The sequence below is a fragment of the Lewinella sp. IMCC34183 genome, from assembly GCF_003390915.1.
Taxonomy (GTDB): Bacteria; Bacteroidota; Bacteroidia; order Chitinophagales; family Saprospiraceae; genus Neolewinella.
In genome coordinates this window covers 447,670-465,684 of record NZ_QMEM01000003.1, presented here as the reverse complement: position 1 = coordinate 465,684, position 18,015 = coordinate 447,670, and the positions used below count along the sequence as shown (strand labels likewise).

Annotated in this window: 18 protein-coding genes; 16 read left to right on the top strand and 2 right to left on the bottom strand. The window is 60.0% G+C overall.

Features of this window, described 5'->3' with window-relative positions; genetic code table 11:
• Positions 1–370 precede the first annotated feature (370 nt).
• The 8 genes from DQG19_RS09555 to DQG19_RS09520 all read left to right on the top strand — a co-directional run bounded on the left by DQG19_RS09555 (position 371) and on the right by DQG19_RS09520 (position 7,919).
• Entirely contained in the window at positions 371–1,168 is a 798-nt protein-coding gene (locus DQG19_RS09555; protein WP_232826472.1) for a TIGR02757 family protein, read from the top strand.
• Positions 1,169–1,284: 116 nt separating this feature from the next.
• Positions 1,285–2,130 carry an alpha/beta fold hydrolase gene (locus tag DQG19_RS09550; RefSeq protein WP_116126028.1) on the top strand — a complete coding sequence of 282 codons (846 nt, stop codon included), beginning with the start codon at positions 1,285–1,287 and terminating at the stop codon, positions 2,128–2,130.
• Positions 2,131–2,135: 5 nt separating this feature from the next.
• A complete protein-coding gene (locus tag DQG19_RS09545) occupies positions 2,136–2,573 on the top strand; it encodes a MarR family winged helix-turn-helix transcriptional regulator (RefSeq protein WP_116126027.1) in 438 nt (145 codons plus the stop codon).
• Between the two features lie 211 nt (positions 2,574–2,784).
• Positions 2,785–3,366: an SMC-Scp complex subunit ScpB gene (gene scpB / locus DQG19_RS09540; protein ID WP_116126026.1), complete on the top strand. Its 582-nt coding sequence runs from the start codon at positions 2,785–2,787 to the stop codon at positions 3,364–3,366.
• 12 nt (positions 3,367–3,378) lie between these two features.
• Positions 3,379–3,885 (top strand): DUF2480 family protein, encoded by a 507-nt coding sequence (locus tag DQG19_RS09535; protein ID WP_116126025.1) that lies wholly within the window; start codon positions 3,379–3,381, stop codon positions 3,883–3,885.
• A gap of 35 nt (positions 3,886–3,920) precedes the next feature.
• A complete protein-coding gene (locus DQG19_RS09530; RefSeq protein WP_116126024.1) occupies positions 3,921–5,012 on the top strand; it encodes a PorP/SprF family type IX secretion system membrane protein in 1,092 nt (363 codons plus the stop codon).
• A gap of 61 nt (positions 5,013–5,073) precedes the next feature.
• On the top strand, positions 5,074–7,647 hold the full coding sequence (locus tag DQG19_RS09525; protein ID WP_116126023.1) for an OmpA family protein: 2,574 nt from the start codon (positions 5,074–5,076) through the stop codon (positions 7,645–7,647).
• Positions 7,644–7,919 (top strand): DUF805 domain-containing protein, encoded by a 276-nt coding sequence (locus DQG19_RS09520; protein ID WP_116126022.1) that lies wholly within the window; start codon positions 7,644–7,646, stop codon positions 7,917–7,919. The genes DQG19_RS09525 and DQG19_RS09520 overlap by 4 nt, the downstream gene beginning before the upstream one ends.
• A gap of 423 nt (positions 7,920–8,342) precedes the next feature.
• Here DQG19_RS09520 and nadA read toward each other — a convergent pair whose 3' ends face one another.
• Positions 8,343–9,350: a quinolinate synthase NadA gene (nadA, locus tag DQG19_RS09515; protein ID WP_116126021.1), complete on the bottom strand. Its 1,008-nt coding sequence runs from the start codon at positions 9,348–9,350 to the stop codon at positions 8,343–8,345.
• 221 nt (positions 9,351–9,571) lie between these two features.
• Between nadA and DQG19_RS21205 the strand changes: the two genes are divergently transcribed.
• From DQG19_RS21205 to DQG19_RS09475, 8 genes are all read left to right on the top strand, one after another.
• Positions 9,572–10,600: a Gfo/Idh/MocA family protein gene (locus tag DQG19_RS21205; RefSeq protein ID WP_198661706.1), complete on the top strand. Its 1,029-nt coding sequence runs from the start codon at positions 9,572–9,574 to the stop codon at positions 10,598–10,600.
• 17 nt (positions 10,601–10,617) lie between these two features.
• Positions 10,618–11,502, top strand: a complete 885-nt coding sequence (locus tag DQG19_RS09505) for a DMT family transporter (protein WP_116126019.1) — start codon at positions 10,618–10,620, stop codon at positions 11,500–11,502.
• Between the two features lie 95 nt (positions 11,503–11,597).
• Positions 11,598–12,998, top strand: a complete 1,401-nt coding sequence (locus DQG19_RS09500; RefSeq protein ID WP_157974420.1) for a BamA/TamA family outer membrane protein — start codon at positions 11,598–11,600, stop codon at positions 12,996–12,998.
• A gap of 4 nt (positions 12,999–13,002) precedes the next feature.
• On the top strand, positions 13,003–13,539 hold the full coding sequence (locus tag DQG19_RS21475; RefSeq protein ID WP_116126017.1) for an FkbM family methyltransferase: 537 nt from the start codon (positions 13,003–13,005) through the stop codon (positions 13,537–13,539).
• A complete protein-coding gene (locus DQG19_RS21470) occupies positions 13,446–13,928 on the top strand; it encodes an FkbM family methyltransferase (RefSeq protein WP_116126016.1) in 483 nt (160 codons plus the stop codon). The genes DQG19_RS21475 and DQG19_RS21470 overlap by 94 nt, the downstream gene beginning before the upstream one ends.
• Complete coding sequence (locus DQG19_RS09485) at positions 13,925–15,067, top strand: glycosyltransferase family 4 protein (protein ID WP_116126015.1); 1,143 nt, start codon at positions 13,925–13,927, stop codon at positions 15,065–15,067. The genes DQG19_RS21470 and DQG19_RS09485 overlap by 4 nt, the downstream gene beginning before the upstream one ends.
• Before the next feature lie 46 nt (positions 15,068–15,113).
• Positions 15,114–15,998: an NAD kinase gene (locus DQG19_RS09480; RefSeq protein ID WP_116126014.1), complete on the top strand. Its 885-nt coding sequence runs from the start codon at positions 15,114–15,116 to the stop codon at positions 15,996–15,998.
• A 299-nt stretch (positions 15,999–16,297) separates the two neighbouring features.
• A complete protein-coding gene (locus DQG19_RS09475; RefSeq protein WP_116126013.1) occupies positions 16,298–17,071 on the top strand; it encodes a helix-hairpin-helix domain-containing protein in 774 nt (257 codons plus the stop codon).
• Between the two features lie 79 nt (positions 17,072–17,150).
• Here the strand turns inward: DQG19_RS09475 and DQG19_RS09470 are convergent, their stop codons facing one another.
• Positions 17,151–17,756, bottom strand: a complete 606-nt coding sequence (locus DQG19_RS09470; protein WP_116126012.1) for a superoxide dismutase — start codon at positions 17,754–17,756, stop codon at positions 17,151–17,153.
• Between the last annotated feature and the right edge of the window lie 259 nt (positions 17,757–18,015).

Below are 18,015 nucleotides of genomic sequence, written 5' to 3'. Positions count from 1 at the left end.
GCCGGAGGCGATCTGTGAGAAACCTTGGGTTTAGGCGTGGGCCTTCGGCCCTTACCTGGGTTTCACACAGATTTACACGGATAGTCCACGGATTTTCACTGATTGCCTGGTGGGGCTTGATGGAGTACTGCGGGAAAAATCTGTGTGCATCTGTGTTGGAGCGCAGCGGACTCCGTGTCGCCGGAGGCGATCTGTGGTAAACCTTGGGTTTAGGCACTTGCCTGGGTTTCACACAGATTCACACAGATAGTCCACAGATTTTCACGGAGTAGCGGCCCGGCCAATCCGTACCGCCGCAGGCGATCTGTGAGAAACCAAAACACTGAGGTAATGCGAACAACCAAACCCCGGACCCAACCGTACTCTTCCCGTGCGCAACAACACCAAGCAACAGCGGCAACGCGAGATCCTCGAGCACTACCACGATCGCTTCAATACCCCGGCCTTCATCCCCGACGATCCGCTGGGGCTGGTCCATGCCTTTGATGATCCCCGCGACCGCGAGATCGTCGGATTCTGGGTGGCTACCCTGGCCTGGGGGCGGCGGGCCACCATCATCGACAAGAGCCACCAGCTGGTCGAGGCCATGGGCGGGGAGCCCTACCGCTTCGTCGTGGAGCACGGCGACTCGCCCGAGCGGGTGGCGGCCGCCCTGGGCGACTGGAAACACCGCACCTTCACCTTCGCGGATACGACCTACTTCCTGCGCTGGCTCAAGTGGTACTACGCGCGCCACGACAGCCTCGAAGATGCTTTTGCCCGCCACCTGACCCCGGAGAGCACGACCATCGAGCCGGCGCTGCGGGGCTTCCACGAACTCTTCTTCAGTTTGCCGGACGCCCCCCACCGGACGCGGAAGCACGTCGCCACCCCCGCCCGCAAATCGCGGTGCAAGCGCCTGTGCATGTTCCTGCGGTGGATGGTGAGGCAAGACGATCGGGGCGTCGATCTGGGTATGTGGACCCGCATCCGGCCCCATCAGCTCTGCGTACCCCTCGACGTCCACGTGGAGCGGACCGCCCGTGCGCTCGGCCTGCTCACCCGTAAGCAGAACGACTGGCAGGCCGTAATGGAACTTACCGATAACCTGCGGCGCTTTGACCCCGAAGACCCGGCACGCTACGATTTTGCGCTGTTCGGTATCGGGGTGGAAGGCGTAGAGTTGTAACGGAAACCACGGCCGCCGCAGGGAGCGGGCACCCCCCGGGCGGGTGGAATATCTGTTTGCACCTAATATTTTCTGCCTCTTGCGGTGTTCTACCCCAAACCCGTCACCCCCGGCCTATGAATTCTTCTTTCTGGCTCACCGGAAGCCACCCCAAACAATTTTCCGACGCGCCGGACGACCGCCTGCACGTACGGCAGTTCGGTAACGGACCGCACGTACTCATCGCCCTGCACGGGTTTGGTCGTAGTGGTGCCCGGATGGCGGGCCTGGGCGAGCGGCTCGGCGGGGACTTTACCGTACTCGCGCCCGACCTGCCCTACCACGGCGAGTCGGAGTGGTACAGTGATCGCTATGACCTCGCGCAGTTCACCGCTATGCTCCAGCAACTCCTGGATCGCTACCCCGACCGCCGCGTCTACCTGCTGGGCCATAGCCTGGGTGGCCGCTACGTAAGTGCCTGCCTGCCGCACCTGGAGCACCCTCAGCTCCAGGACATCCTGCTCGTCGCCCCCGACGGTGCCGGCGGACGCTATACCAACTGGATCGATACCTTGCCATCGTCGCTGGTGCGCCCGCTGGCCAAGTTGTCGGAACGTCCGCGGACCATCCTCCGTCTTTCCCGCTGGCTGACCAAGCGCGGCATCATCAACACTTACTCCGCCGAGTACCTGAAGTACAACCTCAACGACCGCCCCTTCCGGCGGCGGCTGGCCGGTACCCTCCGCAGCGTTCTGGGATTTCCGCCCGCGCCCGAGGAATTCGAGCGGGCCCTGGACCAGCGCAACATTCGCTGTACCGTCTTCGTGGGCGACAGCGACCCCCTGCTGCACCACGACCGGTTGACGCGGATGTACGAGCCGCTGCCCTCGGTCGATATCCACCGGTACGCCGGCAGTCACTGGCTGCCCGAGCGATTACTTGCCGATTACTACCGGGATAGTTTGGTTACTGCCTTACCTTAGCCGGCGTGAAACCCCTGGCTTACCCCAACGTCGGCACTATGCTCGACCGGACCACCCGGTTGCTCAAGCAACACTACTTGCGCGCCTTCCGCGAGGAGGGGATCGACATCAGTACCGAACAGTGGGTGCTGCTCGACCGCCTGTTCTCGCAGGGTGATGCCAGCCAGACCGAGCTCGCCAACGGCACCTACAAGGATGCCCCCACGGTCAGCCGCATCATTGACAAGCTCGCCCGCAAGAAACTAGTCGAACGCCGTCGCTACCCTAACGACCGCCGCCGCTACCTCGTCTCCATTACCCCCACCGGCCGGCAGATACACAACCGGATATCGCCCTACGTCCGCGACTTGCGGCAACAGACCTGGGCGGGACTCAGCGAGGATGATTTTATGCGTCTGCAATCCATTCTGCAGCACATTCGCGGCAACTTTGAAGAGGAATAGTCGCGCTCGGCTGCGCCTTGCGGTAGTTCGGTAGTCTTGCTCCCTGCGGTCGCTGGTAGTTCGGTAGTCTCGCTCCCTGCGGTCGCTGGCAGTTCGGTAGTCCTGCTATCTTTGACCCGCTGCGAGCGAAGCGAGCAGCACGGAGACCTGCGCGCGACTACAGAACTACAGAACTACAGAACTAAGAAGAACTACAGAACTAAGAGACCACTTGACCTCCCTCCCCCAACACATCGAGGCCCTGATCTTCGCTTCCCCTCATCCCATTCCCCTGGAGGAGATTCAGTCGGTACTGCTGGAAAGCGTCGGAATGGAGTTTGCGGAGGAGAACTTGCTGGTCGCTATCCGGGAGCTCAAGCGGCGCTACGACCACGCCGAACACAGCTTCGAGGTGGTAGAGATCGCCGGGGGATACCAGTTCATGACCAAGGGAGCCTACCACCAGACGATCGGCACCCACCTGCGGCAGCAGAGCACCAAAAAACTGAGCCGTTCGGCCCTGGAAACCCTCAGTATCATAGCCTACAAGCAGCCGGTGACCAAGTCGGACCTGGAGAAGATCCGGGGCGTAAGCTGCGACTACGCGCTACAGAAACTATTGGAAAAGGAGCTTGTTACCATTACCGGTCGGGCCGACAGCGTGGGCAAACCCCTGTTGTACGGCGTGACCGACAAGTTTATGGATTACTTCGGCATTCGGTCGCTCAACGACCTTCCCCAGCCCCGGGAGTTCAAACTGCCCGACAGCACCATCGGAGAACCCGAGGAGCTGATGGTGGACGCCGACCAATAGTACCCCCCGCCCATGGTTAATAAAGTTGCCGCCTCCGGACTCATCACCCTCAAGCTCGAAGAATGGTGGCCCACCCGGCCCCTGGTTGAATTTGATCTGAAGGACTATCTCTTCAAGGAGCTTATCCTTAAGGAGAAGGACTTCCGGGAAGCCATCAAGGAGCACGATTTCGGTCAGTACCAGGACAAAGTCCTGCTCGTACACTGCTCTACCGACGCCATCATCCCGGCCTGGGCCTATATGCTGGTTGCCGCCGCCGCCGCTCCCTACGCCGCCGATATTTACCAGGGCTCGGAAGCGGAATACCTGCGTGACTACTACCGGGAGACCATCGCCGGCCTGGATACGGACGCCTACGCGGGGCAGCGTATCGTAGTGAAGGGGTGCGGCGACCGCCCGGTGCCCCCGGCAGCCTACCTCGAGGTCACCGCCCGCCTGCGGCCGGTAGCCCGTTCCATCATGTTCGGAGAGCCCTGCAGCACGGTGCCCGTGTACAAACAGCCCCTCGTCCGGAAGTAACCGCTGGTGCTTATCTTCGGCCGTAAACATGGCCCATGCGATCCAGCTTTTACCTGCTCGCGTTACTGTCCTTCTGTTGCTCGTTGGCAGTAGGGGCACAGGATACGCACTTTACCCTGCACGACTACAACCCCCTCTGGCTCAATCCGGCCCAGACCGGTGCGTATAGCGGTACGGTGCGGGTAGGGGGGATCTACCGCGGACAGTGGTACACGCTTAACGGACTCAGCACGCCCAGCGCCTACGTCGATGCGCCGATCATTCGGGGCCTGCGGAAGTTCGACTGGATCGGCGTCGGCGCCAACCTCATCAACGACCAGTCGGGGATGGGAGCGGATCTCGGGCTGCAGTCCAATTACTTCGGCTTTTCAGCGGCCTACCACCTGTCGCTCGACAACAATCGCCGCAACGTCATTACCCTCGGAGCCCAGTACGGTAGCACTACCTATAGCCTGGACGTGAACGGTACGAGCCTCGTCCAGCAGCTGACGATCGACCCCGCACTGGGCGGCGGCGGGCAGTCGCAGGGAGAGTTTCAACTCAACCAGGAGGGCAGTGACGGAGAGAGTTACAACAACATCAACGCCGGCATCATGCTGCGCTCCGTACTTGACCCCCGGAAACAGAATAAGCTGGAGGCCGGTATCTCGCTGCTTCATCTCAACAATCCGAAGCAAAATACCCTGGTCCCTACTTCCCGGGACACCACCGGCGGCGGCCCGCCCGTAGGCAGCAACAACGAAGACAACCGTCGCCGCAAACCCACGCTCCACGGCCATGCCCGCCTCGACCTCGAAATGGACGGAAACTGGCGTTTCCAGCCTTCCGTTTTTGCCCAGTCGTCGGCGTCGGTGACCTCCGTCTCCCTGCAGGCATGGGGCAGCCGGGCGCTGAAGCCCAACGTCAACCTGCGGCTCGGACTCGGCTACCGGACGGGCGACGCGGCGCAGGTGCTGGTGGGACTGGATTACGAACAGTTGCGGGCAGCCCTCAGCTACGATATCACGCTGAGCCAGGCGCGCACGATCGACAACTACCAGGGAGCTTTCGAGCTCTCGGCCCAGTACATCATCAATATTTACAAGAAGCCAACTGTCGTACCCACGATGCTGTGCCCGAAAATCTGACGCGGCCGCGTGGGAAATCCTTCCCGACCCGTTCTTATTACCTAACTACCTCCGACCCTTCATGATACGTACCCTTACGGACACCCCCCGGGATATCCACTGGCTGTTGGTCGCCCTGTTTGCCGTCGTCGGCCTGCCGCTGCTGGCGCAGCCGCTTTCCGGCTCTTCTAACCTGGAGCAGCTGCTGGCGGCCGCCGATTCCGCCCGGGTCAGCTACAACTGGTCGGTCGCGCTGGACAACTACGACCAGGCCTACGATATCGAGGAGGACGAAGACCTGCTGCCGCTCATCGCGCAGATGAATTACGAACTGCGCGACGTTGCCGCCGGTATCCGGGGGTACACACGGGCCTTCCGCAAGGTGCAGCCCACCGACAGCACGTACAACATCCATCGTTTCTACTTTGGCCGCCTGTTGAAGATGGACCAGCAGTACGATGAGGCCGTTACCTACCTGGAGAGTTTCCTGCAGTTTAATCAGGATACCGTACTGGAGCAACTGGCCCGTATGGAGATTGAGGGCGCCCGGCTCTACCGCGACGCTCCTACCGAAACGAGCGAGGTAGAGCTTGAATTCCTGGACCGTGCCATCAACACCGTATGGAGTGAATACTCACCGGTTCTTTCGGCGGACGGGAATACACTGTATTACGCTACGGTGAAGGCGAGTAGTCCCGTCGAACTCATCAACGCCAATGATGAGGGCCAATTTATTCGCATCTATAGCAGTGCCCGCGACGACGAGGGAGAATGGGAACGTCCCGAACCCCTCGGCCCCGAGGTCAACCGTCCGGGCGTCCACTCCGCGAACCCCAATATCAGCGCCGACGGCCGGCGCCTGTACTACAACCGCCTGCTGATGAACAGCAACCGCATCGACCAGGCCAAGATCTACGTCAGCGATGAGGACGAAGATGGCTGGCGGAGCGGCAATCCCGTTTCCGGTATCAACAGCGACGACTACCTGGCCCTGCAGCCGGCTACCGGAGAGCTGTTCGGCAACGAGGTACTCTTCTTCGTGAGCGATATGGACGGCGGTTTCGGCGGCTTCGATATCTACTACGCCACCTACAACGGCGACGGCAGCTACGCCGCCCCCGTCAACCTCGGTCCCACCATCAATACGGTCGGCGACGACATGACCCCCTTCTACTTCGACGGCACCCTATACTGGAGTACCAACGGACTACCTACGATGGGGGGTACTGACCTGTTCTTCTCCGCGTGGAACGGCAGTATATGGAGCGATCCGGAGAATATGGGGCCGGGCTTCAACAGCAGCGTCGACGACCAGAGCCTGAGTGTTTATAACGAAGGCCTGGTAGGATTCATGACCAGCAACCGCCCCGGTGAGGGACGCTCGGTAAAGAGTAAGACGTGCTGCGACGATATCTACGCCTTCGAAATTCCGTCGCTGTACGCCAACCTCGTGGTGGGACTCTTCAGCGAGGACCGGCAGCCCCTCAACAACGGCACCATTGAACTGCAGCCTATCCGCAACGGACGGCCCGTTGGCAGCGGCGAGCAAAAGACCCGCGACAACGGCAATCGCTTTGATTTCGGCCTCGAGCTCGAAACGGAATATAGCGTGGTGGCTTCCCACCCCGGCTACTTTCCCGATACGGTGGAGCTGAGCACCCTGGGCCTCGTCGAAAGCAAGAGCTTCGAGCAAGTATTCTTTCTGAGGCAGGATCCCTCTACCATTGCGGTATACGACACCATCGAGATCGAAGAGTCGATTGCCCTGGAGAATATCCTCTACGACCTCGATAAATCAAATATCCGGCCCGATGCCGAAGGCGACCTGCGTGCCCTGACGGAGATCATGAACGAATATCCGGACATGGTGATCGAGCTGAGCTCCCATACCGACTTCCGGGGCGACGACCGCTACAACCAGAGCCTGAGCCAGCGCCGCGCCGACTCCGCCCGCCGGTGGTTGATCAGCCAGGGGGGGATCGAGGCATCCCGGATTAAATTTAAAGGGTACGGCGAAACCCAGCCACAGGTAATCACGGAGCGCCTCGCCGAGCGTACCGGTGCGTTCGCGGTGGGTGATGTACTCACCGAAGACTACATCAATGCCCTTCAGGACAACGAGCTCAAGGAACTGGCCCACCAACTCAATCGGCGGACGGAATTCAAGGTGCTCGAGGGCCCGACGGAGATAATCATTCGGCGCGACGTGATCGAGCGTGCCCTGGAAGGTCCTGACCGCAACGGGATGCCGCAGTCATCCGTATATCCCATCGATTCCATCAGTACGATGAGCAGCCTTCACGGCAAGCCGGCCGCCGAAATTGCTGGTCTACCGATTCTGGTCTTTGATGCACGGACAATTGACCTCGGTCCCGTCCGCAAGGGAGACAAGAAAAGCTTCACCTACACCTTCACCAATCGGGGCACCGTACCCGCTCAGGTGATGCTCATCCAGGCGTGTGATTGTACCACGGTAGAGCACGACGACCGCACCGTGTACGCACCCGGCGAAAGCGGCACCCTGCAGGTGACCTTCGACAGCGCCGAAAAAACGGCCCCCGAAACCCTCGGCATCGACATCTTCCTCGAACAGAGCGACAGCAATGGGCGCCCCGTCACCGAGGTGATCGAGTATACTTTCGACATTACTGAGTGACCCTACCGCCTCCGGTCCGGAACATATGGGGCGCCTACCGCGGAGGTTGGCGTCGCTACGCGGATTTCCGGGGCCGCAGTCGACTATCGGAATACCTGGGATTTTTCGCCGTCAACCTGCTGATCGGACTGCTGCTGCGAATGGCCGAAGGCTGGAGCGGCAGCGGCTTCTTCTTCATGATGGGTCTATTCTACGGCCTGGCCGCCTTACTGCCGGGCCTTGCTATCACCGTCCGTTTGATACGGTACGGTCTCTCTAGCGGGCAATCGTGAAAAGGTGTATTTACATATCTCCATAGGAACGGCTGGGCCAGGTTTCACACAAGTAGCCCAGAACTACTTGGATTGGGTTCGTATCACTTCTGTCCAGCAAATACCAGGTCCGCTGTTGCCTCTACCGGTACCAAATGTTTCCCTGCAGGACAGTTGGGTTCTTCTGTGGCACCTCTGTGAACCCCTCCGTGAGCGAAGCCTCCGTGTTTAGCACGATGAGTCGCACAGCGACTAAAACTACGGACCGCAGGTCTTCAACCCTAGTTGACCCAATTCCTCCGCGCACCTTAGCGTCCCTCCCTTCCTCTGCGTTTAGCCTTTATCGCGCGAAGCGCACGCTACATACCTCAACGCCGAGAATAAGAGCAAAGACCCACAGCTTCCCACTTCACCTGGAAAAAAGCCTCTGTATTCAACGGTAGTCTACAAACCAGCAGCAGCACTAATCTCCAGCATCCGGTCAATGCTCTTCACGCCCTTCTCAATGACCCACTCCGGCAAGATGATCTCAGGCTGCTCGTACTTCATGCACAGGTAGAGCTTTTCCATGGTGTTCCGCTTCATGTGCGGACACTCGTTGCAGGCGCAGGTATTATTGGGCGGGGCGGGGTAGAAGGTCTTACCGGGGCTCTCCTTCTCCATTTGGTGGATGATGCCGGGCTCGGTGGCGACGATAAACTCATCGTATCCGCTCTCCCGGGTAAAGCGGAGCAGGCTGGAGGTGGACCCGACGTGATCGGCCATATCCAGAATGTGAGCCTCGCATTCGGGGTGAGCGATGAAGGCGGCCTTGGGGTGGGCGATTTTGAGTTTGGTCACCTTCTCATGGCTAAAGATCTCGTGGACCATGCAGCTACCGTTCCAGAGTACCATGTCGCGGCCGGTTTCCTTCACGAGCCAGCGTCCGAGATTCACGTCGGGCGCGAAGATGATGGGCTGGTCTTCCGGAATGGAGTCAATGATGTGCCGCGCATTGGTGCTGGTACAGCAGATGTCGGTGAGGGTCTTCAGCTCGGCGGTGCAGTTGATGTAGCTCACTACGACGTGGTCGGGGTACTTCTCCTTGAACTTGGCAAAGACCGGTGCCGGGCAGGAATCCGCCAGACTGCAACCTGCCTTGAGGTCGGGCAGGAGCACCTTCTTCTGGGGACTGAGCATCTTGGCCGTTTCCGCCATGAAGTGCACGCCCGCGAACACGATAATATTGGCATCTGTACTGGCGGCCTGCTGGCTGAGCCCGAGGCTGTCGCCGATGTAGTCGGCAATGTCCTGGATCTCGGACTCCTGATAATAGTGGGCCAAGATGACGGCGTTGCGTTCCTTCTTCAGCTTGTTGATCTCCTTCGCCAGGTCGAGCGTGGGATCTACGTCGAGGTCGAGGAAGCCGCGGCGTTTCAGGTTCTGCGTGGCGAGATCAAGTTCGGCGGACATACGGGGTGGTTTTTGGATAATCGGAAATACAACAGGCGCAGGCGGGATAAGTTGGTTAGTTTGAAAGTTAAACTAAGTCGGGTGATTGGCTAGCGGACCGGCGGCTAGCGGACCGGCCACTACTCGACCGGCCACTAGCCGTACGTACCAGTTTCCATTTCTTAACACACAGTTAACATTAGCGCCGCCCCAAAACCTCCGCACCCGCGCCCGCCGCCCGAATTACCTACTTTAGCCGGCCACCAAAGCATCAAGCCATCGCTACTTTCCACTGGGCCATTCTGGGACTGGGCAAGATCGCCCGCAAATTCGCCGAAGACCTGCAACGCACCGACGACGCCAAACTGGTAGCCGTAGGATCCCGCTCGCTGGAACGGGCACGCGCCTTCGCCGATGATTTCAGAGCGGAACACGCCGCGGGCTCTTACGCCGCCGCCTTCGACGGGCCGCGGGTGGATGCCGTCTACATCGCCACCCCCCACACCGGACATCGCGATCTGACGCTGATGTGCCTCCGCCGGGGTATCCCAGTACTCTGCGAGAAGCCCCTGGGACTGAATTACCAGGAAGTGGAGGAAATGGTGGCTGTAGCCCGCAAAACGGGTACCTACCTTATGGAAGCGCTCTGGAGCGTCTTCATCCCCTCGATCGTGGAGATGAAGTCCCTCGTCGATGCCGGCGGTATCGGCACCCTCGAGAGCCTGCGCGCCGATTTCGGATTCCGCGGGCAACCCCGCGAGGATTTCGACCGCGACCGGCTCTACAATCCGGCCCTGGGGGGCGGTGCCCTGCTCGATATCGGCATCTACCCCGTCTGGCTTGCCCAGTTCCTGTTCGGGGCGCCGGAATCCCTGCACGCCACCGCCCGGCGTACCGACCTCGGCGCCGACGTCGATACCCAGGTGACCCTGCGCTACCCCGGCGGCCGCCTCGCGCACTGCTATTCCACCCTGCTTGGGGAAACCAAGACCGACGCCCTGCTGCTGGGTTCCGAGGCGGAACTCCACATTCACGGCCGCTTCCACCACGCCCAGGGCTTTAGCGTCCTCCGCGACCGGGATACCCCCCCGGAGAACCATTACCAAAGCTTCGAGGGCCACGGCTACCAGTTCGAGGCCGCGGCCGTGATGGAGGACGTGCGCGCGGGACGTACCGAATCAGCGCGCTGGTCGCTCCACGACAGCCTGCTGCTGCACCGTACCCTCACCGACGTGCGCAAGCAGATTGGCGTGATGTACCCCGGAGAATAGCCCCGTACCTTCGAGGGATGGACGAGCGACCCACCCCGGTAGACTTTCTGACGCTGCTGGGGCTGAGCCTGATCTGGGGCAGCAGTTACGTACTCATCAAGTGGGGACTGGACGTATTCAGTGCCCGACAGGTAGCGCTTCTGCGGCTCGGGATCTCCGCGCTCGCGCTGGCCCCCTTCGCCGCTACCCACCTCCGACGGATCGAGCGCCGCCAACTGCCGCTGCTTTTTCTGGTAGGGCTGACGGGGACGGCCCTGCCCTCCTTCCTGTTTCCCGCGGCCCAGAACCACCTGAGCAGCAGCCTCACCGGGATGCTCAGCAGCCTGACGCCCCTCTGCACTTTTCTGGTGGCGTGGCTGGTCTTCCGCAACCGACCGGTGCGCGAGCAGGTGATCGGGATTTCGGTGGGCCTGATCGGCGCCGTAACCCTGGCGTACGTGTCGCCGGGCCGCGAGGAACCGGCGGGGCAGCTGCTGTATGCGGGCCTGGTGCTCGCGGCCTGTCTCTGCTACGGCACCTCCGCCAACCTGGTGGGGACCTACTTTCGGAAGCTGCCCTCGCTGACGATCACGGTGACGAGCTTCTTCCTGGTGGGCCTGCCGGCGCTGGTGTACGCCCTCGCGGCGGGTGGGGTAGTGGAGACCATACGGGAGAGCGGCGGCGCGGGGCTGCGGGCGCTGGGGTACGTTTCGATTCTGGCGGTGGGCAGTACGGTGCTGGCCAGTTTCGTCTTCTTCCGGCTCATTCAACGGACGGGCCCGGTATTCGCCAGCACCGTCAGCTACCTCATTCCGGTGGTCGCCCTGACGTGGGGATTGCTGGACGGCGAGGGCTTCGCGACCCTACAGGTGCCGGCGATCGCACTGGTGTTGCTGGGAGTGTTTCTGAGCAAGCGCAAGTGACGGGACAAACGATGCCGGGCTTATTTACGTTCTTACCGACTGATCCCCGCTATTCACGCCACCAACGCTTGCTATCGGATAATACACTACCCTTAATGAAGTTACTCACGGTTATGCTCCTGTTACTGGCGCCGCTGCTTGCCGCGGCGGATCCCGGAGATTCCGTGCGCATTGACGGCATCGTCCTGGACGGGCACAATAAGACGCGTTCCCGGGTCATCTACCGCGAAATGACCTTCTCCGGCGGCGATCTGATTCCGCTGGACGACCTCGACTTCGAAGTAGGGCGCAGCTACAACAATCTGATGAATACCGGCCTCTTCGCGAGTATCGAGATGGCCTACGATACGGCCGCGCTGGCGGAGGGCAGCACGACGATCTTCGTCAACATACGCGAAACCTGGTATATCTACCCCGTGCCGGTATTCGAACTGGCCGACCGCAATTTCAACGTCTGGTGGAACGAGCAGGGCCGCTCGCTCGACCGGGTGAACATCGGCGGAAAGCTCACCCACTATAACTTTACCGGGCGGCGTGACAAGCTGAAGGTCGGGTACACCACCGGCTACACCCGCGCGACGGAGGCCAGCTACATCTTTCCCTACCTGAACCCGGCGGGCACCGTAGGAATCTCGGCCGACGTGGACTTCAGCCGCCGGCGGGAACAGAATTACCTGACGCGGGATAACCAGCAACTGTTTTATTCCGACTCCACCCGCTTCGTCTACCGCCGCTCCGCCGCCGCGCTGACGCTGAACTACCGGCGCAAGATATACGTCTCCCACGCCGTGCAGCTGGGGTGGCGCTACAGCCGCATCGCCGATACCATCGCCCAAGACCTCAATCCCGAGTTCTACGGCGGCGGCCGCAGCAGCCAGGAATACTTTCGTATCGGCTACGACTTTCGCAACGACCGCCGCGACGTGCGCAACTACCCCTGGCGCGGGATGTACCTCAACGTGGGCATATCAAAAGACGGGCTTGGAATATTCGGCGAGCGGGACGGTCTCGAGGTACACGCCGATTACCGCCGGTTCGTACCCTTCGGCGAGCATTATTCCTTCAATTATGGTCTCGCGGGTAAATACAGCATTATCCGCACCCAGCAACCCTTCCTGGAAAACCGGGCCATAGGATTCGGCAGTAACGGCATCACGGGTTACCAATTTTACGTGGTAGATGGGCTGGACATGCTTATCTGGCGCGCCGGCGTGCGGCGGGAGTTGTTCCGCACCAAACTTGACCTCGGGCCCCTCGTTTTCATTGATGCCTTCCGGTATATCCCGTTGCGGGTACTCGTATCGCTTCAGTTTAATCAGGGAATCGCCAATGCGCCCTTTCGCGATACCTCCAACGCCCTCAATAATATCCTGCTGACGGGTATCGGGGCAAGCCTGGATGTCGTACTGTACTACGATATGGTCGGCGGTATCCAGTACAATCGCAATCACCTGGGGGAGGACGGTGTCTACCTAAATTTCAACTTCAGTTTCTGACCCCATGACCGAAACAGAACTTTTACAGCGCATCAGACAGGTATCTGGCCTGGCCGAGGGATCACGCCTGCGGCGGTGGCTGCACCGGCCGGTAGGTTATCCCGTTGCCCTGCTGCACCGTACCCTGCTATACCGCAGGACGGGTAGGGCGCTGCCGCGCAGGTGCCGTACCTGCTGGGGCGACCGCTTTGAAGTTCGGCTTCCGTCGGGAACGGATATTTACCTGACGGGCGGCAAGACCCACGATTCGGAGTTGCGCCTGGCGCGCTACCTGGTTAAAACCCTGAGAAGGGGCAACAGCTTCCTGGACGTCGGGGCGCACTACGGGTACTTTTCGCTCCTCGCGGCCCGGCGGTTCGGCGGGGGCGGACGGGTGGTCGCCCTGGAGGCTTCTCCGACCACCTTTGCTACCTTGGCGTCCAACGTCCGGCCGGCCGGCGTGGAGGCGTGGAACCTGGCCGCCGCCGAAACTTCGGGGGGGGGCGGGAGTTTCTCGAGTTTCCAAATTTATACGCCGAATACAATACGCTCGATACGGTGAGGTATAGCAATGAAGCATGGTACGCGCGCAATCCCCCGAAAACCGTCCGCGTGGATACCATCCGCCTGGATGACTTTCTGGAACAGGAAAGCTTGCGACCGGACGTGATCAAGATCGACGTGGAGGGCGCGGAAAACTTGGTCATCAGCGGCCTGTTGCCGTATCTGAAAGACAATTCCCCCCAGATCGCTATGGAATACGCCACCGCGGATAATGCCCCACACCGCCAAGCGGCCGCCAGCCTGGCCGCGGAAGGCTATCTCTCCTACGCCATTGATGCCGCGGGAGGACTGCAGGAACTGACAGATATCGAGTCCTACCTTACCGGTTTGGGACTCGAATCGGATAACATCGTATTCCGTCGTCCCCCAATCGGGGCCTTCCAGTGAGGGTAGCAGTAAATACCCGCTTCCTACGCCCGGGCGAGCTCGAGGGCATCGGGTACTTCACCCGGGAAATATGCCGCCGCCTACCCGAACTGCTTCCCGCTGCGGAATGGCTTTACTGCTTTGACCGCCCCTTCGATCCGGTCCTTACGGCCGATCCGCGGGTGACCGGCCGCGCCATCTTTCCCCCGGCCCGGGATCCCATACTCTGGAAGTTGTGGTTTGACTATGCCCTGCCCCGCGCGGTACGGGCATGGGAGGCGGACGTGGTGCTTCATCTTGACGGGTATTGTTCCTTACGTACGTCCGTGCCCCAGGTTATGGTGACCCACGATATCGCGCACGTACATTATCCGAATGAGATTCCCCGCCGGGCCCGTGCGTACTACCGACGTACCGTACCCCGCTTCCTCGACCGCGCCGCCCGGATACTGACGGTATCGGAATACGTGCGCGGCGATATCCAGCGGGTCTATGGCGTACCCGGGGAGAAGATCGCGCTGACCTGTAACGGGGTACGCCCGGAGTTTCGGCCCCTCAGCGCGGAGGAGCGCACCCGCGCACGCGATGACTTTGCCGACGGATCGGCATACTTCTTTTACCTCGGGGCAATCCATCCGCGGAAGAACGTAGCACGGCTCATCCGGGCCTACAACGGCTTCCGCGCGGGTGGCGGACCTCCCGTGCGCCTCGTCCTCGGCGGGCGGATGGCCTGGCAGACCGGAGCGATCGAGCGGGCGTACGCCGACAGCCCGTTCCGGTCCGATATCGTCTTCCTCGGATACCTGCCGGAAGACGCCCTGGTACGTGCCCTGGGCGGTGCCCTTGCCCTGGTCTATCCAAGCCTGAGTGAAGGATTTGGCGTACCGCTGCTGGAGGCCATGCACGCCGGGGTACCCATCGTGACGTCCAATACCAGCAGTCTCCCCGAAGTGGCCGGTAGCGCTGCCGTGTTTGTAGATCCCCGGCGGGAAAGCTCCATCACCGAGGGGTTGACCCGCATCGCGGAAGATCCCGCCCTGGCCGCTTCCCTGGTAGCGGCCGGGCACGCCCGCAAAGATGTGTACAGCTGGGACCGCGCCGCAGCGGCGGTCGCCGAACAGTTGGCCGCGGTAGCGGGCGGGGTAGGACCCGGCGCGTAAGATTTCGTACTCTTGTACCACGGAGGTCGTTAAAGCGAAGGAGAATATGCAGGTAGTAATCTACAGCCAGGTGTACAAGGAGTCGGACCGCGAGCACGTCCAGGAACTATTCGACCTGCTGGCGGCCGATAATTTCTCGACGTACGTATACGGCCCCTATCTGGAACAGATACGGCCGCACATTCATTTTTCCCGGGACGTAGGCATATTCGAGAGCCACCTTGATTTCAGAATCAAGAAATTCGATATGGTCATAACCCTTGGGGGGGATGGTACCATTCTTAGTGCGATCCTGATGATCAAGGATTATAAAATACCCGTGCTGGGAATCAATCTCGGGCGGTTGGGATTTCTGGCGCGGGTGGAAAAGACCAAAATGCGCGATGCCCTGCGGCTGCTGGCCCGGGGCCGCTTCGAAACCGAACACCGGGATATGCTATACCTCGAAAGCAACCTCCCCGTATTTGGCGAGAGCCCGTATGCGCTGAACGACTTTACGCTGCTGAAACGGGATACGTCGTCGATGATCACCATCCATACCTATATCAACGGGGCATACCTGAACAGTTACTGGGCCGATGGCATCATCGTTTCTACTCCGACCGGGAGCACGGGATATAGTCTCAGCTGCGGCGGGCCGATTATATTCCCGGGAAGCGGGAATTTCGTCGTAACTCCCGTGGCCCCCCATAATCTGAACGTGCGGCCGATCGTGATCAGCGACGATGCGGTAATATCCTTCCAGATTGAAGGACGCGCCGATAACTTCCTGTCTACACTCGACAGTCGTTTTGAAACCGTTACCGCGGTACACGAACTGGCAGTACGTAAAAACGATTTTGGTATTGATCTGGTAAAGCTTCCGGATATAACCTTTATGGATACCCTGCGCGGTAAATTAAACTGGGGAGAGGACCGGCGAAATCATTAATCGCACTATTACTGGTAAATACCCTACCTTTGTGATCAACGAAAGAACAATAACTAGAGTTAGGTATTGTATGTATTGATCGTCTGCTAAATCAAAATGGTGACGCGGGCAAATGCTGATCTACTACTATTCTATGCTCTGGTACGGGGGTAATAACCCCAGCACGTTTCTCAATTACCGGTGGGTATTCCCCCGGGTCAAGAATGTGTACCCCGTATTGCTCCTTAGTACATGCAAACCAACTATCCGGGTATTGCCCGGTGAACTATAAATCGATATTATTCACTCAAACGTTTCAAATGGCCAGTTTAAAGAAAGAATTAAAGGCGGTAATCTCCCGCTTTGACGCCGCGCAGGAAGTCTTCACCGAAGGCGCTACGCGACAGAAGAAGAACAAGAAAAAGCTGAAGGCCGCCAAGGCCAAGATCAAGAGCCTAGAACAGAAAGTCGCCAGCCTGGAGCAGCAACTGGATGTAGTAAAGGACGATCAGGCTGCTCTTGCGGAAATAAACTCGACCGCCTCTACCGCGACGACCCCCAAGAAGACTTCCTCCAAGAAGACGTCGCCCAAGCGTACGCGCCGTAAAGCAACCCAGGAAGACGCCACCACCGAGGCAAGCGCCAGTGAAATGGCCGAGGCCGTCAGCGAAGCTCCGGAATCCGTCAGTGAGGCGGCCGCCGAAACCCCCGCCCCCAAGCCCCGCCGCGGTCGCCCGCGCAAGACCACCGGTGCCGCGAAGTCGGCCCGCAAGTCCGGCACCCGCAGCAGCAAGTCGGCCACCAAAACCAAGTCCGCTACCAAGACCGGCACCGCCAGCAAGGGCAAGACCACTGCGCGTCGTGGCCGCCCCTCCACCAAGGGCCCGGAAAGCGAACTGACCAAGATCCACGGCGTGGGCGCCACCATGGCCAAGCGATTCGAGGAAGCCGGCGTCAATTCGGTCGAGCAGTTCGCCAACTTGTCCGACGACGAAATGAGCGCCGTACTGCAGCAGTGCGGTCCCCGCTACCGCAACGCCGACAGCGAGAAGATGGAAGGGTACCGCGATGCCGCCCGCACCGCGATGGCTTAACTCCCCCCGCTACTACCAATAAAAAACCGCCGCCCGAGCAATCGGACGGCGGTTTTCATCTTTGGGGAAGTAGTATCGACTACTTGGCCGCAGTGTACCGCTTGTTGACTTCATCCCAGTTGATCACGTCGAAAAAGGCATCCACGTAATCGGTGCGGCGGTTCTGGTAGTTGAGGTAGTAGGCGTGCTCCCAGACGTCGAGGCCGAGAATGGGCGTACCGCGCTCGCTGACCACGTCCATCAGGGGGTTATCCTGGTTGGGGGTCGACGTGACGGCGAGTTCACCGTTGTCCTTGACGATCAGCCAGGCCCAGCCGGATCCGAACTGTCCGGCAGCGGCGGTAGAAAACTTTTCCTTGAAGGCGTCGAAGCTGCCGAAGGCCTTATCGATGGCCGTAGCCAGTTCGCCACTCGGCTTGCCTCCGCCATTAGGGGTCATGACTTTCCAGAACAGGCTGTGGTTGTAGAATCCACCACCGTTGTTCCGTACGCCGGTGCCGGCGGAGCTCACGTTGGCGAGGATATCCTCGATACTCTTATCCGCCATGTCGCTTCCTTCCAGTGCGGAATTGAGCTTGCTGGTGTAGCCGGCGTGGTGCTTATCGTGGTGAATCTCCATCGTGCGGGCGTCGATGCTGGGCTCGAGCGCGTCGAAGGCGTAGGGGAGGTCGGGTAACTTAAACATAGTAATTGTGGTTTTGAAGTAAATAAAAAAGCCCCGTTTCCGGGGAGGTCACCGCAGGCGGCGACGTCCCGTGAGAACGTGGCGTGGCATCCGGGGTTGACTGTTCAACCGCCGGAAAAGGTATTAGATCGTGAAAATGAAGTACAGGAGGAGGTACGTCAGCGTAAGCCAAAATCCCATCCGTACGTAATCGCGTTTCATTAGTTAGCAGGTTTTCCTTGCAGCATAGCAGTGTTGCTACACCTTTTTAACCGAAGCC

What these genes read in the sequence shown, in the direction of transcription:
- DQG19_RS09550 (WP_116126028.1), top strand. Translation starts at nt 1,285, where the DNA reads ATGAATTCTTCTTTCTGGCTCACCGGAAGCCACCCCAAACAATTTTCC.
- DQG19_RS09535 (WP_116126025.1), top strand. Translation starts at nt 3,379, where the DNA reads ATGGTTAATAAAGTTGCCGCCTCCGGACTCATCACCCTCAAGCTCGAA.
- DQG19_RS09530 (WP_116126024.1), top strand. Translation starts at nt 3,921, where the DNA reads ATGCGATCCAGCTTTTACCTGCTCGCGTTACTGTCCTTCTGTTGCTCG.
- DQG19_RS09525 (WP_116126023.1), top strand. Translation starts at nt 5,074, where the DNA reads ATGATACGTACCCTTACGGACACCCCCCGGGATATCCACTGGCTGTTG.
- nadA (WP_116126021.1), bottom strand. Translation starts at nt 9,350, where the DNA reads ATGTCCGCCGAACTTGATCTCGCCACGCAGAACCTGAAACGCCGCGGC.
- DQG19_RS09505 (WP_116126019.1), top strand. Translation starts at nt 10,618, where the DNA reads ATGGACGAGCGACCCACCCCGGTAGACTTTCTGACGCTGCTGGGGCTG.
- DQG19_RS09500 (WP_157974420.1), top strand. Translation starts at nt 11,598, where the DNA reads ATGAAGTTACTCACGGTTATGCTCCTGTTACTGGCGCCGCTGCTTGCC.
- DQG19_RS21475 (WP_116126017.1), top strand. Translation starts at nt 13,003, where the DNA reads ATGACCGAAACAGAACTTTTACAGCGCATCAGACAGGTATCTGGCCTG.
- DQG19_RS09480 (WP_116126014.1), top strand. Translation starts at nt 15,114, where the DNA reads ATGCAGGTAGTAATCTACAGCCAGGTGTACAAGGAGTCGGACCGCGAG.
- DQG19_RS09475 (WP_116126013.1), top strand. Translation starts at nt 16,298, where the DNA reads ATGGCCAGTTTAAAGAAAGAATTAAAGGCGGTAATCTCCCGCTTTGAC.
- DQG19_RS09470 (WP_116126012.1), bottom strand. Translation starts at nt 17,756, where the DNA reads ATGTTTAAGTTACCCGACCTCCCCTACGCCTTCGACGCGCTCGAGCCC.